Below are 24,613 nucleotides of genomic sequence, written 5' to 3' on the forward strand. Positions count from 1 at the left end.
GTGCGATCGCTTCCCCTTCTCATCGAAAAACGCAAACTTTCCCTACACTACATATCCCTTTTGTCAACTAGAAGCTTTCAGCGCCGCTTCTGCTTGGGAATGTAACAACAAACCGTATTCTAAACCCTCCACCACCGCTTGATAAGAAGCCGCCAAAATATTGGTGGAAACCCCTACTGTCGTCCAGCGTTGACGACCATTACCTGATTCTACCAACACACGGGTTTTCGCCGCAGTGCCCGTATGTCCATTGAGAATCCGCACTTTGTAATCTGTCAAATCAAAAGTTGCAATTTGGGGATAAAAGTTCACCAAAGCCTTGCGTAAAGCTGCATCCAAAGCTGCCACAGGACCGTTACCTTCTGCCGCTTCCAAAATATTTTTCCCGTCAACAGCGACTTTGACTGTAGCTAGGGCATTACTAGTTTCTTTCCCCTCAATCAAGTCGCAGTGGACTTGAAAACCTTTGACTTCAAAAAACTTCTGGCGGTCTCCCAAAGCTTCGTGCATCAACAGCACAAAACTGGCCTCTGCTGCTTCAAATTGAAATCCCTCACTCTCCAAATCTTTGAGGCGCTGGAGAATTTCCCTAGCCTCTGCCTTTTGTTGATCCAATTCAATCCCAAAACTGCGGGCTTTGGCTAAAACATTGCTGAGTCCAGACTGTTCCGAAATCACGATCCGGCGACGATTCCCGACTTGTTCCGGCTGAATGTGTTCGTAAGTCAGGGGATTACGTTCCACTGCTGATACATGAATACCGCCCTTGTGGGCAAAAGCCGAACGTCCCACAAAGGGAGCGTGTTCATCTGGCGCAAGGTTGACCACCTCACTCACAAAACGACTAGCTTCTGTAAGTTGTGTGAGCTGGTCTTCTGTGATACAACTGTAACCCGCCTTCAGTTGTAAATTGGGAATTAACGAACAGAGGTTAGCATTACCGCAACGTTCACCGTAACCATTAATTGTGCCCTGTACCATCTTTGCCCCTGCCATCACGGCGGCTATTGCGTTAGCAACCGCCATTTCCGAATCGTTATGAGTATGAATTCCAATTTGGGGCATTGTCCTTTGTCCTTTGTCTTCGGTCATTAGTTCTTGACAAATGACGCCAGTTGCTTCAACGGATAGCGCAGCGTTAGCGAGTACTCGAGCGTCGGGAACCTCCGCAACGCACTGGCTCACGAATGACAAATGACTAATGACATCTTGAACAATTTGGCTAATTTCATGTGGTAAAGTGCCACCATTGGTATCACAGAGGACTAGCCATTCCGCACCAGATGCGATCGCAGCCTCTAATGTCTGTAAAGCATAATCTCGATTGTGCTTATAGCCATCAAACCAATGTTCGGCATCGTAGATGATGCGACGACCTTGAGAACGGAGGTACTCAATTGTGTCACGAATCATCGCCAAATTTTCTTCTAATGTCGTCTTGAGTCCTGTTGTCACGTGTAAATCCCAAGACTTGCCAAAAATCGTTACCCAGCGAGTTCCCGCAGCCAAAATATCCTGTAACATCGGTTCAGTGGCGGCAGTGGAGTTGGGGCGTCGAGTTGAACAAAAAGCGACAATTTCAGCCTGTTTAAGCGGATCTTCTTGAAGTTGCCAGAAAAATTGTACATCCTTGGGATTGGCACCAGGCCAACCACCTTCAATAAAGGGAATACCCAGTTGATCGAGTCTACGGGCAATGCGTAACTTATCTTCTATCGATACAGATAGCCCCTCGCGCTGAGTGCCATCCCGTAATGTAGTGTCATAGAGCCAAAGTTGAGGTGAAGAATTTGTGGTCATAAAACTGGGACCGACGAGACAACTTTCGAGGCAATGTGTCAATATACAACAAAAAGCCAGTTTGGCAATTTAAAAATGCCTAAAGTACTAGCTGAAGGTAAAACAATTGATTGCGAGTATGGAAGCAATCTCCGCAAGATTTTGCTGCACAATAGTATTGATCTCTACAATGACGGTGCTAAGGTAATAAACTGTCGGGGCATTGGCAGTTGCGGTACCTGTACGGTTAAGGTAGAGGGCAAAGTATCAGCAGCGAACTGGCGCGATCGAGCACGGCGTTCGCTTCCTCCCCATTCTCCTACAACAGACTTGCGTTTAGCTTGTCAAACTCAAGTTTTAGGCGATGTGAAAGTGACAAAGTTTAATGGATTTTGGGGACAAGGTTCTCGAATAGTGTGGACACCAAAAGGTTAAAAAGGAGTTAAGACAAGATGGGTAGATGGACACCCTTAATTTTAATGGCTGGAGGTTTAGCCATTCTGCTTGGTACATTACTAGGCATCAACTTTCCGATGGGCGTACAAACTGCTAACGCTCCCAGTGACAAGAAATCAGAAGTCCTGCCAGCTAATATCAATGTTAATAGCAGTGCTGGCAGCAAGAATGAAGAAACTGCAACAGAAGGAAACGAAACAACTGAAACAAACGAAAACAGGCGCACTATTGTAGCCCCAAGACCTGACAACAGGAGTAACGTTGCCCAGAATTCTGGCGATGACTCAACTGACAGTACAACAGACGGCAATACAGATTCTTCAGAAACAAGCACACCATCTAGCGATACAAATCAAAGCAACGAACCAATTCGCGCCTTGTGGTAACGAGCAGATCCGTCTTCAGACCCGTCTTTAGTTACAAGTTATAAGTTATAAGTTATGAGTTATAAGTTATGAGTTATTAGTTATGTACTAATGATAAATGGCTAATGATAGATGACTAATAACTAATGACTAATGATTAGTGAGACTGTGATTATTGGTGGCGGCGTTATTGGTTTAGCGATCGCCATTGAACTAAAATTGCGCGGGACAAACGTCACCGTGCTTTGTCGTGACCTTCAGGCTGCCGCTACCCACGCCGCCGCCGGGATGTTGGCACCAGATGCGGAAAACATCGCTAATGAGGCAATGCGTTCCTTGTGTTGGCGATCGCGTGCCTTATATCCCGACTGGACGCGCAAATTAGAAGAACTGACCGGCTTAAATACTGGCTACCGTCCCTGTGGTATCGTTGCACCCCTCTTTGAAGAAAGCAGGGGAGCAGGGGAGCAGGGGAGCAGGGGAGCAAGGGAAAAAGAGGAAGTTCTCTCCTTTGCCCCTCTGCCCTTTTGCCCCTCTGCTAGCGAAGAGTCCCCGGCTTACTGGTTAAACAAAGAGGCAATTCATCAATATCAGCCAGGATTGGGAGCAGAGGTAATTGGTGGCTGGTGGTATCCTCAAGACGCCCAAGTTGATAATAAGGCTCTCGTTCACGTATTGTGGACGGCGGCTGAGTCTGTTGGTGTTCAACTTAAAGACGGCATTACAGTAGAAGCTTTTTTACAGCAGCAAGGACAAGTAGTTGGCGTGCAAACCAATGCTGGCATAATTCGCGCCGCGCACTATGTTTTAGCTTCAGGTGCTTGGTCAAATGAATTGTTACCGCTACCTGTGCTACCCAGAAAAGGACAAATGCTGAGTGTGCGGATACCAGAAGTTTCGCCGGAATTGCCCTTAAAGCGGGTTTTATTCGGGCAGGATATTTACATCGTACCAAGACGCGATCGCCTGGTTATTGGGGCAACAAGTGAAGACGTTGGCTTTATCCCCAACAACACCCCAGAAGGTATTCAAAAATTACTACAAGCTGCCATCCGGCTGTATCCCCAATTAAAGCATTATCCCATCCAAGAATTTTGGTGGGGATTTCGCCCAGCTACCCCTGATGAATTGCCCATCCTGGGCACTAGCCACTGTCAAAATTTAACCTTTGCTACGGGTCATTACCGCAACGGAATTCTACTTGCGCCCATAACCGCCGCTTTGATTGCCGATTTAATCTTGGAACAAAAATCTGACCCCCTACTTGCTGATTTTCACTATTCGCGCTTCCAGTCCAAATCATCTACCTCCACCCCAATGCTGACTCACTCTGCCAATTTCTCCAACGGACATCACTCTGCGATATCCCCACTCCCCACTCAAGACTCCCCACTGATTATCGCTGGCAAAACCTTCCAATCCCGCCTGATGACGGGCACTGGTAAGTATCGCAGCATTGAGGAAATGCAGCAAAGCGTCGCCGCCAGCGATTGCCAGATTGTCACTGTGGCAGTACGACGGGTACAAACCAAGGCTCCTGGACATGAAGGTTTAGCTGAAGCCTTGGATTGGACAAAAATTTGGATGTTACCCAATACCGCAGGTTGTCAAACTGCTGAAGAGGCGATTCGGGTGGCGCGTTTGGGGCGAGAAATGGCGAAATTGTTGGGGCAGGAAGATAATAACTTTGTCAAGTTAGAAGTAATACCCGACCTTAAGTATTTACTCCCAGACCCGATTGGGACGCTGCAAGCAGCAGAACAACTAGTTAAAGAAGGGTTTGCAGTATTGCCCTATATCAACGCTGACCCCATGTTAGCCAAGCGCTTAGAAGAGGTAGGTTGTGCTACAGTAATGCCTTTGGCATCGCCAATTGGTTCTGGACAAGGGCTGAAAACAACTGCCAATATCCAAATTATCATCGAAAATGCAGGTGTGCCAGTGGTGGTAGATGCTGGTATTGGTTCACCCTCAGAAGCCGCCCAGGCAATGGAATTGGGAGCAGATGCCTTGTTGATTAATAGTGCGATCGCTCTTTCTCCAAACCCAGCAGCAATGGCTCGTGCCATGAATTTGGCAACAGTCGCCGGTCGTCTAGCATACCTTGCTGGCAGAATGCCTATTAAAGATTACGCCAGTCCTAGTTCACCTCTAACTGGGACGATTACTAGTTAGAGAATGGGGAATAGGCAATAGGGCATGGGGTATGGAAAATAGACAGACAAGGGAGACAAGGGGAATAACCAATGCCCAATGCCCAATGCCTAATCCAGAATGTAACGATTTATCTAGCAGTTTAAGACCAGATTTAGCATTTATGTAACATTAAATTAACGATAAAGAGAAAGGAATTCATTCATGCCCTATACCAATGAAGAAGGCGGTCTTCTGAATAATTTTGCCCGGGAACCAAAGGTCTATCAAGCAGAACCTCCCACGGAAGGGCAAAAGCGAACTTATATCCTACTAACAATTGCCGCTACAGCTTTGGTTGCCGGCTTGATTTTAGTCGCCTTCTTTGTTTCTAAGAGCAGTTGATCGTAAAACATTTTAAGAAAACTTCATCTTCTTTATAGTTTTTCAGGTTCCGATTTTAAGAGGGGCCTGCTTTTTTATTTTTTGTTAAAATTGAACTACTAATCAAAGTATATAATTATACTTTATTATTCCTACTATAATTGAAGGCTCAATATATCCTGAGCAGCACAACATCTACTTATTAAAAATCATTTTTATTATGACTTTAGCCCACTTGGATGCACTCAGAAAGGTGATACATACTGTGTTTTGGCTCTTTAGCCGCTATGAGCGTGAATGATACTGCACACAATAATAATTCTACTTGGAATCGGCAAGTATACCACCGCCTGAAACTTGCCTTAAGTCTTGGCTTACGACGACAAATTCTTTTAGCAATATGTGATGATTTATACTTAAGAAATCAGGTAGCAGCCCGTTTGCATTCTACATTGGCTTATCCTGTTGGACAGGTGCTATATCAATCATCAAATGCTCAGGAAAATAGCACTCCAGCTTATCCGCGATTAGTCACGTTGCGTTTGAATTTAAACGATCCCAATCCCATAATCCAGATTAATCAATGGTTGACTAATTATCCACCGCCAATTGTTGGGGCATCAAAGGATACTCCTGGAAGACCTTTTCCAGTACCAGCATTTCAGATTGTCGGCGTGGAACATCTTACGAAGCAACCAGTGGCGACACAGCGGTTATTTTTGCACTATCTCCGTTTAAGCGAACAATATTTCTCTACACAAGAATCTAGCCGATTCCTAGAATCTAATTTGCTGTTGTGGATACCACGTCCTTGGTTATCGGCTATCAAGCAATCAGCGCCACAGTTTTGGCGTTGTCGTACTGGCGTATTTGTGTTTGCTGGAGAACCCACACCAGCAACTCAGAATTTGGCCTATCCAGAACGTTTTTCACGTTCTGGAAGCTTGGATTTAGGGAATATTGAGCAGTCGATTCTAGATGAATCAGTTAACCAAGCAGAACTCAGAACCGCAGCTACCGAGTTCAAGTTTGATAATAATTCTGATTTCCCAGTAGAGATACAAGGGAATCGCGTACACAAAACTGAGGAAGTTTCACCATCAACAGCGGATTTATTGAAGGCTACGCCACAACAACAGGAATCTACAAATCGGTCTGGTAGTGGGAGTAATAATCAATCGCTGTCGTCTTTATCTTATATTAGCAGTGAGTTAACTGAGCTAGTAATAGCAACAATAAATACAGGTGATGTTAAAAATACAGAGAATTCTTTACAACCACAGCAGATTTTGTTGGAGATTGAAGAATTACACGAAAAGCAAGCTTCAGAGCAGATACTAGCAGAGGCTTATCATCGCTTAGGCACTTTATACCGCCTTCGCATTGAGCAAGGAGAGTCAACTTTAGAAAATCTGATGGTAGCAATTATTGCCTATCAGGAGGCAATTAGCTATGACGAAAGCTCACCACAACTCCCAGATATCTTGAATGACTTGGGTACACTCTACTGGATGCTATACCGCACGCCACCCAATTCAGAGGAAGGACAAACTTATATAGAGCAGGCAATAGAATTTTATCAGTTGGCGTTAAAGATGATTTCGCCTCAGACATATTCGGAAACTTACGCTCGTGTGCAAAATAATTTGGGGACAGCCTATGGTGATTTAGCTCGTTTCTCTCACCCATCTGAAAATTGGCAGCAAGCAATTTTCGCTTACAGTGAAGCACTCAGCTACCGTACAGCTGATATGGATTCATTAAAGTATGCGGCTTGCCAGAATAATTTGGGTACTGCCTACTGGCACTTAGGGCAATACAATCAACCGATTGTGCATTTCAACAAAGCGATCGCAGCTTACAATGAAGCGCTTGCACACTACAACCCTGAAGAGGAACCGCTGAAGTATGGCATGATTCAAAACAATATCGGTACTGCGTGTTGGAATCTGGCACAATACGAACAACCTGCCCAAAATCTCCAGTTAGCCATAGATGTTTATAGCGAAGCTCTCAAGTATCGCACTCCAGCTAATGTTCCCAGTGCCTGCGCCGCTACACAAAATAATCTGGGTACTGCCTACTGGCATCTAGCAAACCTATCTGAGACTACTAAAGAGGCACGGCAAAAGTATCTGCAACTATGTATCAGCGCTTACGAAGAAGCTATCGCTTTGGCTCACTCACTTAGCGGTATTTCTTTAAGTTTTGATTTGCTTGCCTCTCACAATAACCTGGGACTAGCACATTATCAGCTAGTAATAGATAAGTCTTTTAATGGCAACAAAGCGATACGCTCTCAACACTTAGAAGTAGCATTAGATAACCATTTGCAAGCCTTAAACGGATTAAGTAAACAACCAGAGGCTTATCAGACAACCTTCACTTATGTGGTGAAAACTATTCGTGCTTTTCATAATGAGTTAGGGATACAGGGACAAAATCTGGCTTTATCTAAAGTTCCTAGCCAGTTGTTGCCAGAGATTTTGTCAAAATTATGAATCCTATTCCTCTCCATAGCGCGGGGAATGTCAAAAAACTGTAACTTTATATCACTTGATATCAGCTTGACAATTATTGACAAGTCAAGTAGGGTAGCGATGTCTACGATAGGCTACGCCTACTCAATTACTAGACTTCTTGCATAAATCAAAAAAAGAACCCTACTTTGCCTTTGACTTAGGTCTAACTCTCCACTCTTGCTGGGAGGTGGCGTGTTAGGGAAATTTTGTAATGATAATTAAAACCTAGAATTATGAAACTAAGTTTTGTTTTAGCTACTGCTATATCTAGTTTTTTTGTGAGTTCGACCACAGAAATTAGTTTCTCTGGTCAAGCACAAGCTCTAACTTTTTCTGGCATTTCTAGTGCTACATGGGGAAATCCTACTCCAGGAAGCACCGATACTAATCCCATATATACAGGTGTGGGAAGCAACACATTTACTTGGGGTAAAGCTAATTTGTCGTCAAGACTTCCAAATAAACTAGCTTTTAATGGAACTTCATTTGCTGCGGACATTAACTCTGTATTCAAAATAGCTGATTTAAGTTACTTTAATGGAAAGATACTCACCGATACAGGCGTTGAATTTGTACCTTTAAATGTCAATGTATCCTTCAGCCCTCCTGTGGGAACCAGCCAAGTTTTTGACTTCAACTTGCATTTAGTAAATACACTTAACGACCCGAAAGATCCTGAAAAGAGTGCAGACTTAGTATTTTTAGGCACAAATTTGAGTAATCGCAGTTTCACCTTTGGAAGTAATAAATATACCCTTGAGTTAACCGGTTTTAATGCAGACAGTCGCCAGATAAGTATTAAGGCTCTTGAAGAAGCTACAACTACAACAGCTATTTATGCCAAAATCAAAACTATACCCGAACCTGCGCCACTGGCGGGTTTGTCCTGGCTAGGGATATACCTGATATCTCGTAAAAATTCTTGGAAAAAAAATACTAAGAGCCTATAAATATGACTTATTCAGAACCCTTGTAGAGACGTAGCACTGCTATCTTTCTACATTATTTTTCACCAGATGTCTAATTTATAGAAATAGGCAATGGGGAATAGGGAACAGAAAAAAAAGATAGATAGGTACTAGACCTCTTGCAAAAGTCCCTAATACCCAACCCCCAACCCCTCCCCTTAGCAAGGGGAGGGGAGACAAAGCGTAGCTTTGGCGGGGTGGGGTTCTTATTTTTGATTTATGCAAGAGGTATACTGAGTCTGGTTCAAAAATTAAATAGGAGTCCTAATATAGTAATCCGATTTGATTTTTAAACTTATACCAATTCAAAAAATGTTTACGACAGATAACCCCACCCGCGCTGACCTTTTTTTAATTAAAAGTTAAAAATTAAGAAAAATAATAATTTTTAATTAATTTTGAGTATAACCCCCCACCCTTCGGGAATTAAAAATGCGAAAACCGCAAAGAAGGCTCTTTAAGTTGTGCACAGTTTTTTCACGCAATCAAAAATTTGGGCAATAAAAATGTAGAGACGCGATTTGTCGCGTCTCTACAAGGGTTTACCGTTTTTTGATAGACGCGATGAATTGCGTCTTTATGCAGGGTTAGGTTGAGTTCGGCTTTGAAGTAGCTGGATAATTGCAGCTTTTTCTAAGATTCCAACTAGGACGCCATTCTCACGAATCACGGGAAGCACAGATAGTTTTTGTTGTTCGAGTAACTGCATGACTTCCAGCAGAGGTTGATCTGATTGGACTGTGGTAGATTCAGTGATTGGTCGCATGACTTCTTTAACTTGAGTTTCTGACCACAGTGCTGTGGGGATAGTTCTTAAATTATCAATTGCGATCGCACCTACTAATTGTCCATCATCATCAGTCACTAAGAACCGATGCCAGTTTTGTCCACTTATGACTCGCTCATCGGCAAACTCTCTCAGAGTAAGATTAGCAGATACAATTGGGCTGTCATGAGTTACAGCATCCTCGGCTGTCAAACCTGTGAGTTTTTCTTGCACTCTGGCAAATTGAGCCGAATTACCAGCATTTTGCAACAAGAAGAAGCCAATTAACAAATTCCAGAAGTTACCGGAGTTGCCAAATAATAATAGGGGAAGTACACCGGAAAGAATTGCTACCCAACCAAAGATTTGTCCAACTCGACTAGCAAAGGTTACACCTTTATAAGGATTACCTGTAATTTTCCAAACGATGGCTTTCAGTATATTACCGCCATCTAAGGGCAAGCCAGGAATCAGGTTAAATAGGGCTAATGCCAAGTTAACAGAAGCTAGAACACCAAGAATTGCAGCTAACGGCCCTGATGCAGCAGTAGTAACACCAATCGCTGTAGCTATACCGCATAGCAGTAAGCTAACTAACGGCCCGGCGATCGCTACCCAAAAAGCTTCACCTGGGGTTTTCGACTCTTTTTCTAAGCTCGCCAAACCGCCAAATATAAACAGTGTGATGGATTTGACATCAATTCCCTGACGAATCGCAACGAAACTGTGGCCTAACTCATGGGCGACGACAGAGGCAAATAACATCAGCGCTGTCATCAATCCTAGTAGCAAAGCTAATCCCGCAGACAATTGGGGAAATTGCGCCGCCAGTCCACTGCTATAGCTCCAAGTTACTAAACCCAGAACTAAAAACCATGACGGATGGATATAGAAGGGAATTCCGAAGAGATTACCAACGCGAATTGTGCCATTCATGTCGCTCACCTTTGATTTCAGCTTCGAGAGGTTTGCTTTTGTCCTTCTCGATGCTTTTATTGTAACGAAAGGTTAAGAGATTTTAATCTTGATGGCGGTAGTGGTGTCCGTCTGTAAAGGTGTGGTTATTGGTAATATTGCGAGCAAGAGTAATGACATCTCCAAACGGTTCCTAGAGGACTAGTACAACACGGTGTAAATAAACATACCATTCAAAATGACGCGAAAGCCCGGAATACAATACTTTTGACTTTTGCGCAGCGGTACTAGGGGATAAACAGGATAAATTCTAGTAATAGCTAAGTACAGTTTTGCGTAAAAGCGTAGCGTTTTTGATGCAGGGGAACGCATTAACAATGCAAGCTGATGCATTAACAATGTAAGCTGACGCATTAACAATGTAAGCTGATGCATTAACAATGTAAGCTGACGCATTAACAATGTAAGCTGATGCATTAACAATGTAAGCTGACGCATTAACAATGCAAGCTGATGCATTAACAATGCAAGCTGACGCATTAACAATGTAAGCCGACGCATTGGCATTGCAGGGTATTGCCTTCTTTAATTCGCAGAGTTCTTTCGCCACGTTAACGATTTATCTCACTACCTCTCGATTGCTACATCAGGCAAGCGACTCCATTCATTCCAAGAGCCATCGTAATTACGAACATTCGGATAACCCAATAAATATTTCAAAACAAACCAGGTATATCCAGAACGCCCACCGATGGCACAGTAGGGAAACACTTCTTTATCAGCCGTAATGCCCTTACTGTCATAAAGATTTTTCAAGTCGTTGAATGATTTAAAAGTTCCATCCTCGTTGAGAGTTAAGATATGCTCCAGATGCACTGCACCGGAAATATGTCCAGTACGTTCGCCTGCTTTTGGTGGCTGATCGAAAAACCACTCACCGCAGTATTCTTGCAGTGTTCGGACATCCAACAACAGGCGATCGCTTTTACCTATTGATGCCTGAACTTCATTGTGTAATACTCGCAGATGAGCATCAATACCTCTGGCACGGTAATCAGTAGAAGCAAACGTAGATAATTCAGTTGCTAGTGGAAGACCTTCTGATTTCCATTTTTGATAGCCGCCATTGAGAACTCGCACATTCTCATGTCCAAAGACTTTCAACAACCAGAAAATCCAAGCTCCCGTTCCCGGATAACTGCCATAAGCAATCACTGTGGTGTCATTGGTGATGCCTGAACGTGCCATCAGCTTCTCAAAAGCGATCGCATCCAAATTCATCTTCAAATCGGGCAAGAGTAAGTCTGCAAAGATGTTCCAGAAGACAGCACCAGGTATGTGAGCATTTTTGTACGGCTCTGGACTCATATCCACTTCAATAATGCGGATGTTTGGATCGTTAAGATGATTTGCAAGCCACTGGGTATCAACGATAACAGATGGATCGGCGTATTGAGACACTTGTATTTCTCCTGTAATAGCGCGAAAAGAATTGAAACTTGTGTTTCCTCAACGATTTAGTCTTGGTTATAGTTGGGAAATACGATGTGCGATGTCCGATGCACTAAGGTTGTGGAAATAGAGAATAAGGAAAAGCCGATGAGTGGGTGAAATACTGCTAAAGGCAAAGAATGCAAGTGAATTGTGAGAAATTGCAGTCCCAGCAGCACTGGCATACTTGCTGTAAGGTTTCGGACTCTTCGAGGAAACGGAATTAAAAACACCCATATCAACAAAATTAGTGAGAGTCCGCCATATCCTCGCACGAGCCAAATATGTAGGTTCCACCAATCAGAGTTGTAAAAGTAAGCCAGTCCAACACTGAATATTTGGATTATTAAACAGAGATTGAAAAGCACTGCTGCGATCAAAAAACTGATTTGAATCCAGCGCCCGGATATCTGTGTGTGATCAATGCCAGAATTTACAGTCATGTAAAGTAATCCAAAAAACCAAACAAATTAGTCATTGGTCATTGGTCATTGGTCATTAGTCATTACAGCTATTTTCAGGTAAATAGACCACACGGTAGGGGCACAGCGATGCTGTGCCCTTACGATAGATGTGGTTCAAATACATGAAAATTGCTGTAATAAAGAGTTTTTTGGTAGATAGCTCGCAACAGAGTGGGCAAAAAAACTAAGGACTAAGGACTAATAACTAATGATTCCGCGAAGCGGTTTGATGTGACTAAAGCTAAGATAAATCTGGTTGCGATACTGCGCCTAGACCTCGAACGAGTACACTTTGCCAATCATGGTTGCCTTACAAGCTCTATTTCATGGAATTGCTCAAGCTCAAGATGAACAGACTTTGCGATCGCACATATCCGCACAAATGAGTGAGTATTTTTCAGCTACACGATGTGGACTATTTTTCTTTGCCCAAATTTCTTTAGTTGACAGCAAGATTCAAAAAGCACTGCAAATTGCATTATCACCTCAACACAATCCAGTTGCACGCTACTTGCTAGAACGCCATGCCCCTGTTCATGAAGCTTTGGTAGTAGAACCTAAAACATGGAAATTGATTTGTCCTCGTGCCGATCACTGGCATGTCATGGCAGGGCCAATTGTCAGCAATGGTGAGTTAGTGGGTGTGGTAGGTTTGACGCGTCAGCAAGGAATGCCTGCATTTGATTCACAAAATCTTACAGATTTGAGTGCGCTTTGTCTGCACATTTCTACTTGGGTAGCAATGGCGCAATTGCAACAACCACTATTACAAACAGACCGTTTAACGCCTCGTGAAATGCAAATTGCTTCCTTGGTGGCTCAAGGACAAACCAATGCAGAAATTAGTGCTGAACTTTGGATTACTGAAAACTCTGTCAAGCAAGCCTTAAAAAGGATGTTTCGCAAGCTTGAGGTTTCATCTCGTGCTCACATGGTTGCAAAACTTTCCACAGTTTCAAAATAAATGACCTTTTATTCGCCTCATTAATCCCGGATTTCTCTGCTCATGTCACTGAAGAAAGGTAGGAGGCAGGAGGTTTTAGAAAAGAATTTTCTCTGGAGGCAAAATGCTCTGAGAGCAACTAAATTTATTTATGGGGATTCCTTCAGCATAGCTGCCTCCTTAACTTGTCCCCTGATAACCATTTCTAGCAAAATTCAAGTGAAACGTTATCAGGGATGTATTTTCTGGCTTAGGCATCCACTTATGCTGGAATTTTCTCCATCTGCCGAGAAGTTTTCTGCAACATCGGGGTAATTAGATCGGCGGGCACAGGGCAACTGAAGTAATAACCCTGACCTTCATCACATCCCTGCATTTTCAGGTAGTCAAGCTGTTCTTGGGTTTCTACACCCTCTGCCGTGATGTTCAATCGCAGGCTTTTTGCTAGGGCAATAATCGCATTCGTGACGGCAGCACTATCAGGATTGGACGTGACATCCTGTACAAATGACCGATCGATCTTGAGCATATTCACAGGAAAGCGCTTCAAGTAGTTGAGGGAGGAATAACCAGTACCGAAGTCATCTAGAGCCAACCATATACCCAGTTCTCGTAATTGTTTTAAGGTTTTAACCGATCGCTCCATATCAGCCATCAAGAAGCTTTCTGTCACTTCCAATTCCAGGTAAGATACTTGGAGTCCAGTCTCCTCAAGGATTTGACTGACAACCTCAACCAGATTCGGTAGTTCAAATTGTCGGGCTGACAGATTTACAGATATCCGAATTGGGTTAAATCCAGCAAGCTGCCAAGCACGGTTTTGGGCACAAGCAGTTCGCAAGACCCATTCACCAATTGGTAAAATCAAACCATTCGCTTCAGCAATGGGAATAAACTTTGTTGGAGAAACCAAACCTAATGTAGGATGCTGCCAGCGAACCAACGCTTCCATAGCTGTAATTTGTCCGCTGTGTAAATCAACCAGAGGTTGATAATAAACCAGCATTTCGTTGCGAACAAGCGCTCTATGTAATTCATTTTCTAAAGTTATTCGCTCCTGCAACTGAGCATTAATTTCCGGTGAATAGAATTGGTATTTGCTACGCCCTTGCCGTTTCGCCTGGTACAGTGCTATATGAGCCTGCTGCAAAAGTTTATCTACGCTATTACGCTCGTTTATTCCATTAATTGTGATACCGATGCTGGCGGTGATATGAATCAAGTTTCCTTCTATAGAAAAGGCTTTACTCAGGGTACTTAACAGCATCTGAGATAGCTTAATCACACTTTCAAAAGAAACAATGTCTATGCGGGCAATGGCAAATTCATCTCCACTCAAATGGGTAAGAATATCTGTTTGTGTCATGCAGAGTGATAACCTCTGAGCAACTGCTCTTAACAACAAATTTGTTGTTTCATGCTCCAATCCATGACTCATAGCAGTGAAATCATCAATACCCAGTAAAAAGACCGCTACAAAGCGCTGGTTATTTTCAGGTTGGGATAGAGTCTGATGGAGGCGATCGCGGAATAAATCACGATTGGGTAATCCAGTTAGATCGTCATAATTACTGATGTAATGAATTAACTCATCTAATTTGTAAAGAGTTTGTGAAGTATCCGCCATCAATGTACCGGCTTCATCAGCAAATTCTGTGGGCAATTCAGGTAAGGTTTTGGTGTTTAGATAATTTTGCAATGCCGCAGATGTCAAAATAACCGGTTTGAGGAGGTGGTGTAGTGCGTAGAGGGTGGCGGCTGTACCCGCTAAGGTAGCCAACAGAGCAATAAGCATAACTCGAATCGCCATCTCTAAGGAATAGGAGTTTGAGATAACGAAACTCAAGAGTAAGCTTAGAAGTGGTATGTGAGTACCCAAAAATGCCACCAACATGATTTTAGCGGTGTAACTTTTTTTGAGTAATGGAAAACTAGCTAGAAACGAGTATAGATTGAGCTTCATAAATTATGTTCCATAGTTGGTAGATTAGTTCCGAGCTATTCTGGCAAAAGGGTATTTATGATTTACAATTCAGTGGAATTAGCTCTCATGGAACCCAACCCTGATAAGGTTATATATTATGCTTCCCAATCTAGGTTTCTATTTATATGTTTAACGATAAAGTTTATGTAAAACTTATCCATAAACAATTTCATAATAAATACCTAAATTATGTTGATTTTTATTAGTTTGTCTTGAGATGATCTAAGAGTAAAAATATATACAACTTTGATTTTATTGGTGAGAACTCATTTTTTATAACTAACGGCAGAGACGCAGAGAATGCAAATAGAGTAAAAAGATATTTTCACAAATGATTTAAGATTGCTATATTTTGTAAGGGCACAACAGATTATTGATTGCTATAGCCTGAAAAAAGCAGATTTGTAACTTGCTCTAACACCTTTAATGCTGTTAATGAACCTCGAATCAACCGAGTAGCGGCAAAAGGTTGTCGAAGCATGGCGATCGCTAACGGAAAAGGGTTTAGAGAGCCATCAGAGTTAATTGCTGGTGTGAGATCGGGGATATTATGCTGACAATCGTCGCTGACTACTCGCAGCATTGCCACAGATACCCCAGCCCCATTGAAAAATTCTAAAGCGGTAAATCCTTCCATATCAACAACATCAGCCGCCAAAGTCTCACCTAAACGGCGTTTTTCGGGCGCAGACCAAATTACGCGATCGCTTGTTAGTGACTTGACCAAAGATACTTTTTCTGATATGTAAGAGTGCAATTGTGCTGTAAAAGTGCGATCACATTCTTGCTGCTTCCCCTGATAAACACAATCTTGATACAGCACAAGATCACCAACTGTGTAGCGATCGCTCAAACTGCCACATATACCCATAATCAGCACTCTGGATTTTGGAGTCAGAAATTCTCCTTGTTGCAGGTATTTGAGTAAAGGCTTCATTCCAACAGGTATGGCTACTACCGTTGGGATGGAGGTAGTAATGCCGCTTAATCCGCGACAGACAGCTTTATATTCTGCTCCTTGAGGTACCAAAATTGTGTTGATGGGCAAAAAATTAGACACTAGCTATCTCAATAGTTTCAAGTTTTAACGGTCAATTTAATATTGGGAGCAGACGGGCGTGGCGCGATTCTTCTTTACCTTAGAGAGCGATGTCTACGACGGGCTACGCCTACGTAGTTTGTAAAATAGGATCGCTCACCGTTGCTGCGTAACCACTAACTACTGCTTGCATTAAAGATTGGGTCATATCTGAGTGATAATAAGTAATATTGCCGTTTAGTAGTAACCAAAATTCGCAAACCGAAGATGATTGCTGTAGCATGACTAAATAATTGTGTCATCCACACGATAATTTTCCAAGATGGTAAAGCTTGATAACTCCAAATCCGCACGAGAACTCTTCAATATTTCCAAATTGGCGATTCAATTTTCGTGGCTGACGGTGAGTTTTTGGATTGCCGTAACGGTAGCTGGTGTTCTGGCTTTCAGTTCCCTTAAGTATGCCTTGTTTCCAGATATTACCTTTCCAGTGGTGGTTGTAAATGCTACAGCTCCCCTGATAACTGCCCTGGATACAGAAGCGAAGCTCACCAAACCCCTAGAAGAACGCCTCCGCTCCCTTGAAGGACTGGAGGTTATCCGCTCATCCACCTATCCTAGTCAAACTGCTGTTAGCCTCTCTTTTGCCGTTGGGACGAATTTAGAAACATCGACCAAAAAGGTTGCAACTGCCCTAAAGCAATTGAATCTACCTCAAGGAGGAACTTCTAAAATTATTCCCCTGAATCTAAACGAGTCAGCCGCCATTAGTTATGCCATAGAGAGTCCCACGCGGAATCTCAAAGATTTGACGAAGTTAGCGCAAGATGAGATTGTTAGTGCGATCGCTAAATTACCAGGAGTACTCAAAGTCTCACTACTAGGCGCTGCTACGGTAACTCCTCCGGTAAATCCAGCGAATGCGAGTGCAACGGCTCTCCCCCAAGGTGGGGCGACATTAGTCCGGTTTAACGGTGAAGATGCACTCGCATTTCAGGTAATCAAACGCGGTAGTGCTAACACCTTAGAAGTCGTGAGTCGGGTTGAGAAAGAAGTTCAAAGGCTACGCTCTACCCTTAAGGATGTTAACCTCACTTTAGCTGCCACTCAAGCAGAATATATCCGCCAAGCCACCCAGTCAACAATTGATGCTTTGCTGGAAGCAGTCTTGTTGTCGATAGTGGTAATTTTTCCTTTTTTATGGAATTGGCGGGCAACTCTCATTTCTGCCTTGGCGATTCCCACGTCTTTGTTGGCGACATTTATCGTTATGGCGATTTTCGGCTTCAACCTGGAAACAATCACCCTGCTGGCTTTAGCTTTGGTGATTGGTAGCATTGTTGATGATGCGATCGTCGATGTGGAAAACATCATGCGACACGTTGAAGATGGAGAAACTCCTCGCCAAGCAGCGCTTTTAGCTACAAATGAGATTGGGTTGACAGTCACCGCCGCCACTTTAACAGCAGTGGCAGTTTTTCTACCCATAGGTTTAATGGGTGGGGTAATCGGTCAGTTCTTCAAGCCTTTCGGCATGACTGTATCAGCCGCGATGCTTGCTTCTATGCTAGTTGCTCGGACTTTATCTCCAGTTCTGGCTATCTACTGGCTGAAACCTAAATCATCGCTCTCCCCGCGTCGGGAAGCAAAAATCTGGGTAGCCTTTACCCAATCTTACAGAAACTTGCTAAGTTGGTCTTTAAATCACCGGAAGATAGTTATCGGGTTAGCTGTACTCAGTTTTATTGCAGGGATAGCACTGATTCCACTAATTCCTAAAGGGTTTATTCCCAAACTCGATCGCGGCGAATTTAATATTGCTTATACGGCTCCTTTGCCGAGTATTCCTAGTGGAGCAGCACTTCGGCTACGCTCAGTGACCTTGGGGCAGGGGAGCAGAGGGGCAGGGGAGCAGGGGAGAAATCCTAGTCTCCAGTCTCCAATTCCCAACCCTTTAAATGATTCTCTAGATGTTGCCAAAAAACTAGAGGAGGTTGTGAGAAAATCATCGGCAGTTGAAACGGTATTTACCACTGTTGGTTCTCGTGAGGGTGAGCCGAATAAAGGGACACTATATGTAAAGTTAAAGGAAAACCGCACAATCACAACTGCGGAATTACAAGACCAATTGCGCTCCTCATTACCTACTCTTTCTGGGGTAACTACTAGTGTTGAAGATATTCAATTTGTCGATTCCGGCGGTCAAAAACCCCTGCAAATAGCATTGCAAGGTGATAATCTCCAAGCTTTGAGCAAAGCAGTCAAAGCAATTAAAGAAAGGATTCAAAGGCTACCGGGATTCGCTGATGTTACAGTTACAGGTGAAACGAATCCACAGGGCACGGTTTTTCAGATCGAGCGTCTGAATAATCAGCGTGTAGCCTACATCAGTGCTAATCTTGGCAAGGATCTGTCTTTGGGTGATGCCACCGACAAAGTGGTAGCTGAAGCAAACGCGGTTTTACCGTCTAATATTTCTTTAAATTTAGGAGGAGACTCTGCTAACCAAAATAAGGTTTTTAGCAGTTTCGGCAGTACTTTGGCACTATCTGCCCTATGTATTGTTGTGGTACTAATTTTACTATTCAAAAGCTGGGTAGACCCTCTAGTTATTGGTGTCTCTTTGCCTTTAGCACTAGTGGGAGCAATGTTGGCGCTACTAATCACCAAGAGCGACTTTGGCATGATCTCATTGATCGGTTTCGTCTTTTTGCTAGGGCTGGCAAATAAAAATGCCATTTTGCTTGTAGATTATATCAACCAGTTACGCAACGCTGGCTTAGAGCGTACCGAGGCGATCCTCAATACCGGACTAGTGCGCCTCAGGCCAATTATGATGACCACGGCCTCCACGATTTTAGGGATGCTACCGATCGCTCTAGGTTTTGGTGCTGGTTCGGAATTGCGATCGCCTATGGCTGTAGCGATCGCAGGTGGACTAGTTACTTCAACTATCCTCAGTTTGATTGTTGTGCCAGTAGTCTACACCATTTTGGATGATTGGTTTCCCCGATTTGAAAAGAGGGGGAGCAGGGGAGTAGGGGAGCAGGGGGGAAGTTGATGCAGGTTTTTGTCACAGGGGGAACGGGTTTTATTGGTGCCCATTTGGTACGGTTGCTCCTACAAGAAGGATATGCAGTCAAAGTGCTGGTACGCCATAGCAGCAATTTGGAGAATCTACGCAGTTTGGATGTGGAAATTGTCAAAGGCGATTTGAACGATCCAAATCTCTGGCAACAGATGGGAGGTTGTCAATACCTATTTCATGTCGCAGCCCATTATTCCCTCTGGCAAAAAGACCGGGAGTTACTGCACCATCACAATGTCCTGGGTACACGCAATGTGTTGGCAGCAGCTCGCAAAGCTAACATTGAGCGCACGGTTTACACGAGTTCAGTGGCAGCGATTGGGGTAGGATCGTCAGGGGAACTTGTAGATGAAACACATCAGAGTCCTTTAGAAAAGTTGGTGGGTGACTATAAAAAGTCTAAGTTTCTGGCTGAACAAGAAGCCATCCAAGCTGCTGCTAAAGGTCAGGAGGTAGTTATTGTCAATCCCAGCAGTCCGATTGGGTCGTTGGATATCAAACCTACCCCGACAGGTGATATAATCTTGCGTTTTTTACGACGGCAAATGCCCTTTTACTTGGATACTGGTCTAAATTTTATCGATGTGCGGGATGTGGCATGGGGACATTTACTGGCTTTGCAACGGGGAAAATCAGGCGATCGCTATATCTTAGGTCATCAAAACCTCAGTCTCAAAGAACTACTCGAACAACTCGCCGATATCACAGGTCTGAGCGCACCTCAACGAACAGTACCCGCTTGGCTACCCCTGAGTGTTGCCTGGGTTGATGAAAAGATTCTTGCACCATTAGGGAAATCGCCCTCAGTACCATTGGATGGCGTTCGGATGGCGAAACAACCTATGTATTACAATGCTGCCAAGGCTGTACGAGAATTGGGTCTACCCCAATCTTCGCTGAACGCCGCACTCAAAGATGCTGTGGATTGGTTTGTTGCTCAGGGATATGTCAAATGAAAAATATAGCGATTTACGTGTGAATGCAATAGACAGTAGGGGCGCAAGTCCTTGCACCCCTACGAAGGTTTTATGTTTTCCAGTGGTGTATTTATATCTAAAAGAGGAGCGATCGCAACAATGGCAGTTAATCTACAACAAGCTATAGATATTGGGAAGTATCTTGTTACACAGCGTTTGAAAGGACGTAAACGCTTCCCCTTAGTATTAATGTTGGAACCTCTTTTTCGGTGTAATCTCGCTTGTACTGGTTGTGGTAAAATCCAACATCCAAAGGAAATATTAAAGCAAAATCTCACCCCAGAACAGTGTTTTGCTGCCGTGGAAGAGTGCGGTGCACCAGTTGTCTCCATTCCTGGGGGAGAACCTCTGCTACATCCCCAGATCGATCAGATTGTTCAAGGATTAATTGAGCGCAAGAAATATATTTACTTGTGTACCAATGGTTTGTTGTTAGAAAAGAGCCTGGATAAGTTTCAACCTTCCCCTTACCTGACTTTCAGCGTGCATTTAGATGGAATGCGGGAATTACACGATCAGTGTGTTGATCGCCAAGGTGTTTTTGATATTGCTGTCAAAGCCATTCGTGCCGCTAAAGCTAAAGGCTTTCGTGTCACCACTAACACCACTATCTTTGAAGGTACTGAACCTAAAGATATGCAAGAGTTCTTCAACTTTCTGGAAACACTAAATACTGACGGGATGATGATTTCTCCCGGCTACAGTTATGAGTGGGCACCAGATCAAGATCATTTTCTCCACCGCGAACAAACCCGCGCCCTCTTCCGAGAAATTCTGGCTCCATACAAAAGTGGTGAAAAAAACTGGAACTTCAATCACAATCCGTTGTTCCTAGATTTTCTCACTGGCGAGAAGGACTACGAATGCACACCTTGGGGTAGCCCTAGTTATAGCGTTCTCGGTTGGCAAAAACCTTGCTATCTGCTGAACGAAGGTTATTACTCTACCTTCAAAGAATTACTGGCACAAACTGACTGGAGTCAATACGGCCAGAAGAGTGGTAATCCCAAGTGTGCCGATTGTATGGTTCACTGCGGCTACGAACCCACCGCCGCAATGGATGCAATGCAACCACAAAATATGGCGCGTGCCCTTGGCAGTGTGTTTGGCAGGAATTAGGAAGTAGCAAATGCTACATATTAAAGGGTGCGATGCCTGCGGTGAGCTACGCCTACGCACCCTTTAAGGATTCTGATTGTACTGGAATGTGCCCAACAATACGCGATAAGAGTTAAAGGAGGATGCTTATTTAGAGATATTGCGATAGTTCCCTCAGCCAAATCCGCCGAAAATAATCAGGGAAAATACTCATGCCATTTGTATCTGTTCATGACCTGCAAATGTATTATGAGATTCGTGGCACAGGTCAACGCCTACTCAGTATTAGTGGTACTGGAGGAGACTTGCAGCGATCGCCGACTATTTTTGACTCACCACTAGCCCCACACTTTGAAATCCTAGCCTACGATCAGCGCGGTCTGGGTTCAAACCTCAAAACCTGATATTCCTTACACCATCCCAGATTACGCCACTGATGCAGACTCTTTGTTAAATGCAGTCGGATGGGAGAGCGCTGATGTCATCGGAATTTCCTTTGGGGGTATGGTAGCCCAAGAGTTGGCACTGCGCTATCCGCACCGCGTTGAACGTCTTGTTTTGGCTTGCACTAGCAGTGGCGGTGCTGGCGGATCTTCGTATCCACTACATGAACTCGTGAACCTTCCGATTGAGGAAGTGGCTCGTCGGCAGATAACAGTTACTGATACCCGTTGGAAAGAGGAAGCTTGGCTCTCTAGCCGAACTACACAATTTCAGCAACTAGTGAAGCTGACACTAGCAGCTTCTCAAGAAGGTGCAAACGAACCAAGTCGTCAAGTTGGGCGTCTTCGGCAGCTTGAGGCTCGTGCTGTTCACGATACGTATAATCGACTTTCTCAACTGCATATTCCTGTCTATATCTGCGGCGGTCATCACGATGGCATATCTCCTCCTGCTAATCTTGAGGCGATACACAAACAGATACCAGGTTCGTACTTAGAGTTCTTTAAGGGCGGTCATGGCTTTCTTTACCAAGACCCGCAAGCATTCAAGCGCATTATTGCCTTTCTCCAAAATAAATTCGATTAGAAATTCTTTGAAGTTAATCGAAGTTTATTTATCTCGCTTTACTTGGAACACCAGTAAATGCGAACAACTGTTGCTCTTTGGGTGGGGTCAAACTTTCACCAAGGTAACGATGAATACCTACTCCCATGTCTCCTGTTGCAGTGAGTTTGAAGTTCACTTCTTCAAATCCATATTCACGGAAAAGTTTACGAACAGTCTCAGAGTGGGCAATATCCTTAGAGTGTCCACGAGTCCAAATCACAAAAGCACCTTGTTTGCTGAGAAAACTTAGGTTTGTCAGTAAGCGATTGAGTTCAGTTTCATCTGCGAGATTGCCAAATACACCACATACAATCACAATGTCTGCTGGTACTGCTCCTACATAGTTCAAGGAAATAGTTGCATCACCATTGATAAACTCAATTTGTTTTGTCAAACCCAACGATTCTATTGTTTGTTGTCCACGTTCAACTAGTTGTGGATTTAGCTCTACAAGTCGGGCATGAACATCTTTTGCCCGTGGATGATTTGATAGCGTTCCTAGCAAATCTCGTCCATCCCCCGCACAAACACTAACTACACGGATTAACCCTGGTTGGGACAAATTCAAGCTATGAGAAATGTATTCCTGCACAATTTGCAAGCGTTGTTGCAATTTCGGTTCGTTCTTGTAGAGGTCGTGCCATTCAAACCAGTCTTTTACCATCAGAAGTGATTTCCGTTTTCATTAACTATGGGTTTACAAAGTGACAAACACGCTGTGCAATTTAAAATACGGTAAATTTATCAATAAACCGTATTTACAGTTGAACGCAGACTATCATAAAAATTCATCCAAAATCAAGTCTTTTTTCTTTGGTTTGTAAATCCTGCAATTTAACAATTGAGAGCTTCTTAAAGGTTGTTTGAAAAGTGTTTCCCTGTGATCATAATCCTAAGTGTGCTGCTCGCATGGTTCACTGCGAGTATGAATCAACGGTTGCAATGCAGTCATACAATATGGCGCGTACCCTTTGCAGGAGCTAGAAAGTAGCCAATGCTACACAAATTCAGCGTGCGATACCTGCGGTGGGCTACGCCTACGCATTCTTTAAAGGATTTCCCAGAACTAAATTATCCTATCTTTTGGGGTGGAGAGAAGTGAGTAGGGTTCGGTTAGCTTGTTGAGTACTCTAGTATCTCCGTATCTATAAAATACTTAGTTTTAAAAAACACAAATCATCTTGCTTGTTTTATCGGCTTTTTAGCCTTTTTCAACTGAATAGTTATTTCCGCCGTGCTGTACTAACTTCTAATAAACTAACAGAGACCTAAATATGAAGTTATGTAAATAAATTTCACAAACATAACAATAATTTGTAATAAATAATGATGCGGCAGCATTGTATAAAGAGAACTTGGAAGTAAAAAACAACATCTTAATCAGGTTTTCCAGTCGTTCACAGAAGTTTTAAGTTTTTTAACAAAAGTTTTAATCTGAAAGCCTGGAGATCGTAAACTTATTTCTTGGGTGTCTGTTTTAAACCTTTCGTAACTCGTCAGGCAGTGCTGACATCAAAAATCAACTGAACCATTCAGTTTTGAGTCCAATTATTCTTAACCAAGCAAATTAGGAGATTTAACGCAATGGTTTTAGATGCATTTGCAAAAGTAGTTTCCCAAGCTGATACACGCGGCGAATATCTCTCCGATGCACAATTGGATGCTTTGAGCGAACTAGTCAAAGAAGGTAACAAGCGTACAGATGCTGTTAACCGTATTACCAGCAATGCGTCTGCTCTTGTTGCTGCTGCTGCTCGTGATTTGTGGGCAGAACAACCCCAATTGATCACTCCCGGTGGTAATGCTTACACCAGCCGTCGTGCAGCTGCTTGTATTAGAGACTTGGACATCATTCTTCGCTATATCACCTACGCTATCTTTGCTGGTGATTCCAGCGTGCTAGATGACCGTGCCCTGAATGGATTGCGGGAAACCTACTTAGCATTGGGAACTCCAGGAGCTTCAGTTGCTGTTGGTATTCAAAAGCTGAAACAAGCTTCTTTGGCAATTGTCAACGATACAAACAATATCACCAGAGGCGATTGCAGTGCTTTGTCATCTGAAATAGCTAGCTATTTCGATCGTGCTGCTGCTGCTGTGGCTTAAGCCAAGCAAGCATTGCTGATGTTGACTAAATAATTGTCCATTAGGACAAAACAAAATTTCAACCATAACGTTTGTAAAAGGGAAA

At 43.4% G+C, this 24,613-nt stretch carries 21 protein-coding genes; 13 read left to right on the forward strand and 8 right to left on the reverse strand.

Annotation, left to right across the window (positions count from 1 at the left end):
• Positions 1-63: 63 nt before the first annotated feature.
• The gene (gene cimA / locus V7L12_RS00225) at positions 64-1,800 is read right to left on the reverse strand and encodes a citramalate synthase (protein WP_335081002.1); all 1,737 of its coding nucleotides are present in this window, start codon (positions 1,798-1,800) and stop codon (positions 64-66) included.
• A 75-nt stretch (positions 1,801-1,875) separates the two neighbouring features.
• Between cimA and V7L12_RS00230 the strand changes: the two genes are divergently transcribed.
• From V7L12_RS00230 to V7L12_RS00255, 6 genes are all read left to right on the forward strand, one after another.
• Complete coding sequence (locus tag V7L12_RS00230; RefSeq protein ID WP_335081004.1) at positions 1,876-2,214, forward strand: 2Fe-2S iron-sulfur cluster-binding protein; 339 nt, start codon at positions 1,876-1,878, stop codon at positions 2,212-2,214.
• A gap of 17 nt (positions 2,215-2,231) precedes the next feature.
• Positions 2,232-2,621 (forward strand): hypothetical protein, encoded by a 390-nt coding sequence (locus V7L12_RS00235; protein WP_335081006.1) that lies wholly within the window; start codon positions 2,232-2,234, stop codon positions 2,619-2,621.
• A gap of 132 nt (positions 2,622-2,753) precedes the next feature.
• Positions 2,754-4,775 carry a glycine oxidase ThiO gene (gene thiO, locus V7L12_RS00240; protein ID WP_335081008.1) on the forward strand — a complete coding sequence of 674 codons (2,022 nt, stop codon included), beginning with the start codon at positions 2,754-2,756 and terminating at the stop codon, positions 4,773-4,775.
• Between the two features lie 183 nt (positions 4,776-4,958).
• Complete coding sequence (gene psb34, locus V7L12_RS00245; protein WP_335081010.1) at positions 4,959-5,138, forward strand: photosystem II assembly protein Psb34; 180 nt, start codon at positions 4,959-4,961, stop codon at positions 5,136-5,138.
• 266 nt (positions 5,139-5,404) lie between these two features.
• Positions 5,405-7,618, forward strand: a complete 2,214-nt coding sequence (locus V7L12_RS00250) for a tetratricopeptide repeat protein (protein ID WP_335081012.1) — start codon at positions 5,405-5,407, stop codon at positions 7,616-7,618.
• A gap of 254 nt (positions 7,619-7,872) precedes the next feature.
• Positions 7,873-8,589, forward strand: coding sequence for a choice-of-anchor K domain-containing protein (locus V7L12_RS00255; protein WP_335081014.1), 717 nt, complete (start codon positions 7,873-7,875; stop codon positions 8,587-8,589).
• Between the two features lie 595 nt (positions 8,590-9,184).
• Here the strand turns inward: V7L12_RS00255 and V7L12_RS00260 are convergent.
• The 4 genes from V7L12_RS00260 to V7L12_RS00275 all read right to left on the reverse strand — a co-directional run bounded on the left by V7L12_RS00260 (position 9,185) and on the right by V7L12_RS00275 (position 12,222).
• Entirely contained in the window at positions 9,185-10,309 is a 1,125-nt protein-coding gene (locus V7L12_RS00260) for a site-2 protease family protein (protein WP_335081016.1), read from the reverse strand.
• Between the two features lie 180 nt (positions 10,310-10,489).
• A complete protein-coding gene (locus tag V7L12_RS00265; protein ID WP_335081018.1) occupies positions 10,490-10,855 on the reverse strand; it encodes a hypothetical protein in 366 nt (121 codons plus the stop codon).
• Positions 10,856-10,915: 60 nt separating this feature from the next.
• On the reverse strand, positions 10,916-11,749 hold the full coding sequence (locus V7L12_RS00270) for a sulfurtransferase (RefSeq protein ID WP_335081020.1): 834 nt from the start codon (positions 11,747-11,749) through the stop codon (positions 10,916-10,918).
• A 56-nt stretch (positions 11,750-11,805) separates the two neighbouring features.
• The gene (locus tag V7L12_RS00275) at positions 11,806-12,222 is read right to left on the reverse strand and encodes a DUF6220 domain-containing protein (RefSeq protein ID WP_334817887.1); all 417 of its coding nucleotides are present in this window, start codon (positions 12,220-12,222) and stop codon (positions 11,806-11,808) included.
• 322 nt (positions 12,223-12,544) lie between these two features.
• On the opposite strand from V7L12_RS00275, the gene V7L12_RS00280 reads away from it, so the two are divergent.
• Positions 12,545-13,207 carry a LuxR C-terminal-related transcriptional regulator gene (locus V7L12_RS00280; RefSeq protein WP_335081022.1) on the forward strand — a complete coding sequence of 221 codons (663 nt, stop codon included), beginning with the start codon at positions 12,545-12,547 and terminating at the stop codon, positions 13,205-13,207.
• 241 nt (positions 13,208-13,448) lie between these two features.
• Here the strand turns inward: V7L12_RS00280 and V7L12_RS00285 are convergent, their stop codons facing one another.
• Together V7L12_RS00285 and V7L12_RS00290 are read right to left on the reverse strand one after the other, a co-directional pair.
• On the reverse strand, positions 13,449-15,149 hold the full coding sequence (locus tag V7L12_RS00285; RefSeq protein ID WP_335081024.1) for a putative bifunctional diguanylate cyclase/phosphodiesterase: 1,701 nt from the start codon (positions 15,147-15,149) through the stop codon (positions 13,449-13,451).
• Positions 15,150-15,540: 391 nt separating this feature from the next.
• A complete protein-coding gene (locus V7L12_RS00290; protein WP_335081026.1) occupies positions 15,541-16,230 on the reverse strand; it encodes a 5'-methylthioadenosine/S-adenosylhomocysteine nucleosidase family protein in 690 nt (229 codons plus the stop codon).
• Between the two features lie 301 nt (positions 16,231-16,531).
• Here V7L12_RS00290 and V7L12_RS00295 point away from each other — a divergent pair, with 301 nt between their 5' ends.
• From V7L12_RS00295 to V7L12_RS00315, 5 genes are all read left to right on the forward strand, one after another.
• Positions 16,532-19,270, forward strand: a complete 2,739-nt coding sequence (locus V7L12_RS00295) for an efflux RND transporter permease subunit (RefSeq protein ID WP_335081028.1) — start codon at positions 16,532-16,534, stop codon at positions 19,268-19,270.
• Positions 19,270-20,253, forward strand: a complete 984-nt coding sequence (gene hpnA, locus V7L12_RS00300) for a hopanoid-associated sugar epimerase (protein WP_335081030.1) — start codon at positions 19,270-19,272, stop codon at positions 20,251-20,253. Before V7L12_RS00295 ends, hpnA begins: the two co-directional genes overlap by 1 nt.
• Positions 20,254-20,373: 120 nt before the next feature.
• Positions 20,374-21,393, forward strand: a complete 1,020-nt coding sequence (hpnH, locus tag V7L12_RS00305) for an adenosyl-hopene transferase HpnH (RefSeq protein ID WP_335081192.1) — start codon at positions 20,374-20,376, stop codon at positions 21,391-21,393.
• 191 nt (positions 21,394-21,584) lie between these two features.
• The gene (locus tag V7L12_RS00310; protein ID WP_335081032.1) at positions 21,585-21,776 is read left to right on the forward strand and encodes an alpha/beta fold hydrolase; all 192 of its coding nucleotides are present in this window, start codon (positions 21,585-21,587) and stop codon (positions 21,774-21,776) included.
• Positions 21,777-21,789: 13 nt separating this feature from the next.
• Positions 21,790-22,401, forward strand: coding sequence for an alpha/beta fold hydrolase (locus tag V7L12_RS00315; RefSeq protein WP_335081194.1), 612 nt, complete (start codon positions 21,790-21,792; stop codon positions 22,399-22,401).
• Positions 22,402-22,429: 28 nt separating this feature from the next.
• On the opposite strand, the gene V7L12_RS00320 is transcribed toward V7L12_RS00315, so the two are convergent.
• Positions 22,430-23,086: a class I SAM-dependent methyltransferase family protein gene (locus tag V7L12_RS00320; RefSeq protein ID WP_335081034.1), complete on the reverse strand. Its 657-nt coding sequence runs from the start codon at positions 23,084-23,086 to the stop codon at positions 22,430-22,432.
• Positions 23,087-24,006: 920 nt separating this feature from the next.
• Between V7L12_RS00320 and V7L12_RS00325 the strand changes: the two genes are divergently transcribed.
• The gene (locus V7L12_RS00325) at positions 24,007-24,528 is read left to right on the forward strand and encodes a phycocyanin subunit beta (protein WP_334817910.1); all 522 of its coding nucleotides are present in this window, start codon (positions 24,007-24,009) and stop codon (positions 24,526-24,528) included.
• Positions 24,529-24,613 lie beyond the last annotated feature (85 nt).

Origin of the sequence: Nostoc sp. (assembly GCF_036918245.1) — a bacterium.
Taxonomy (GTDB): domain Bacteria; phylum Cyanobacteriota; class Cyanobacteriia; order Cyanobacteriales; family Nostocaceae; genus Nostoc.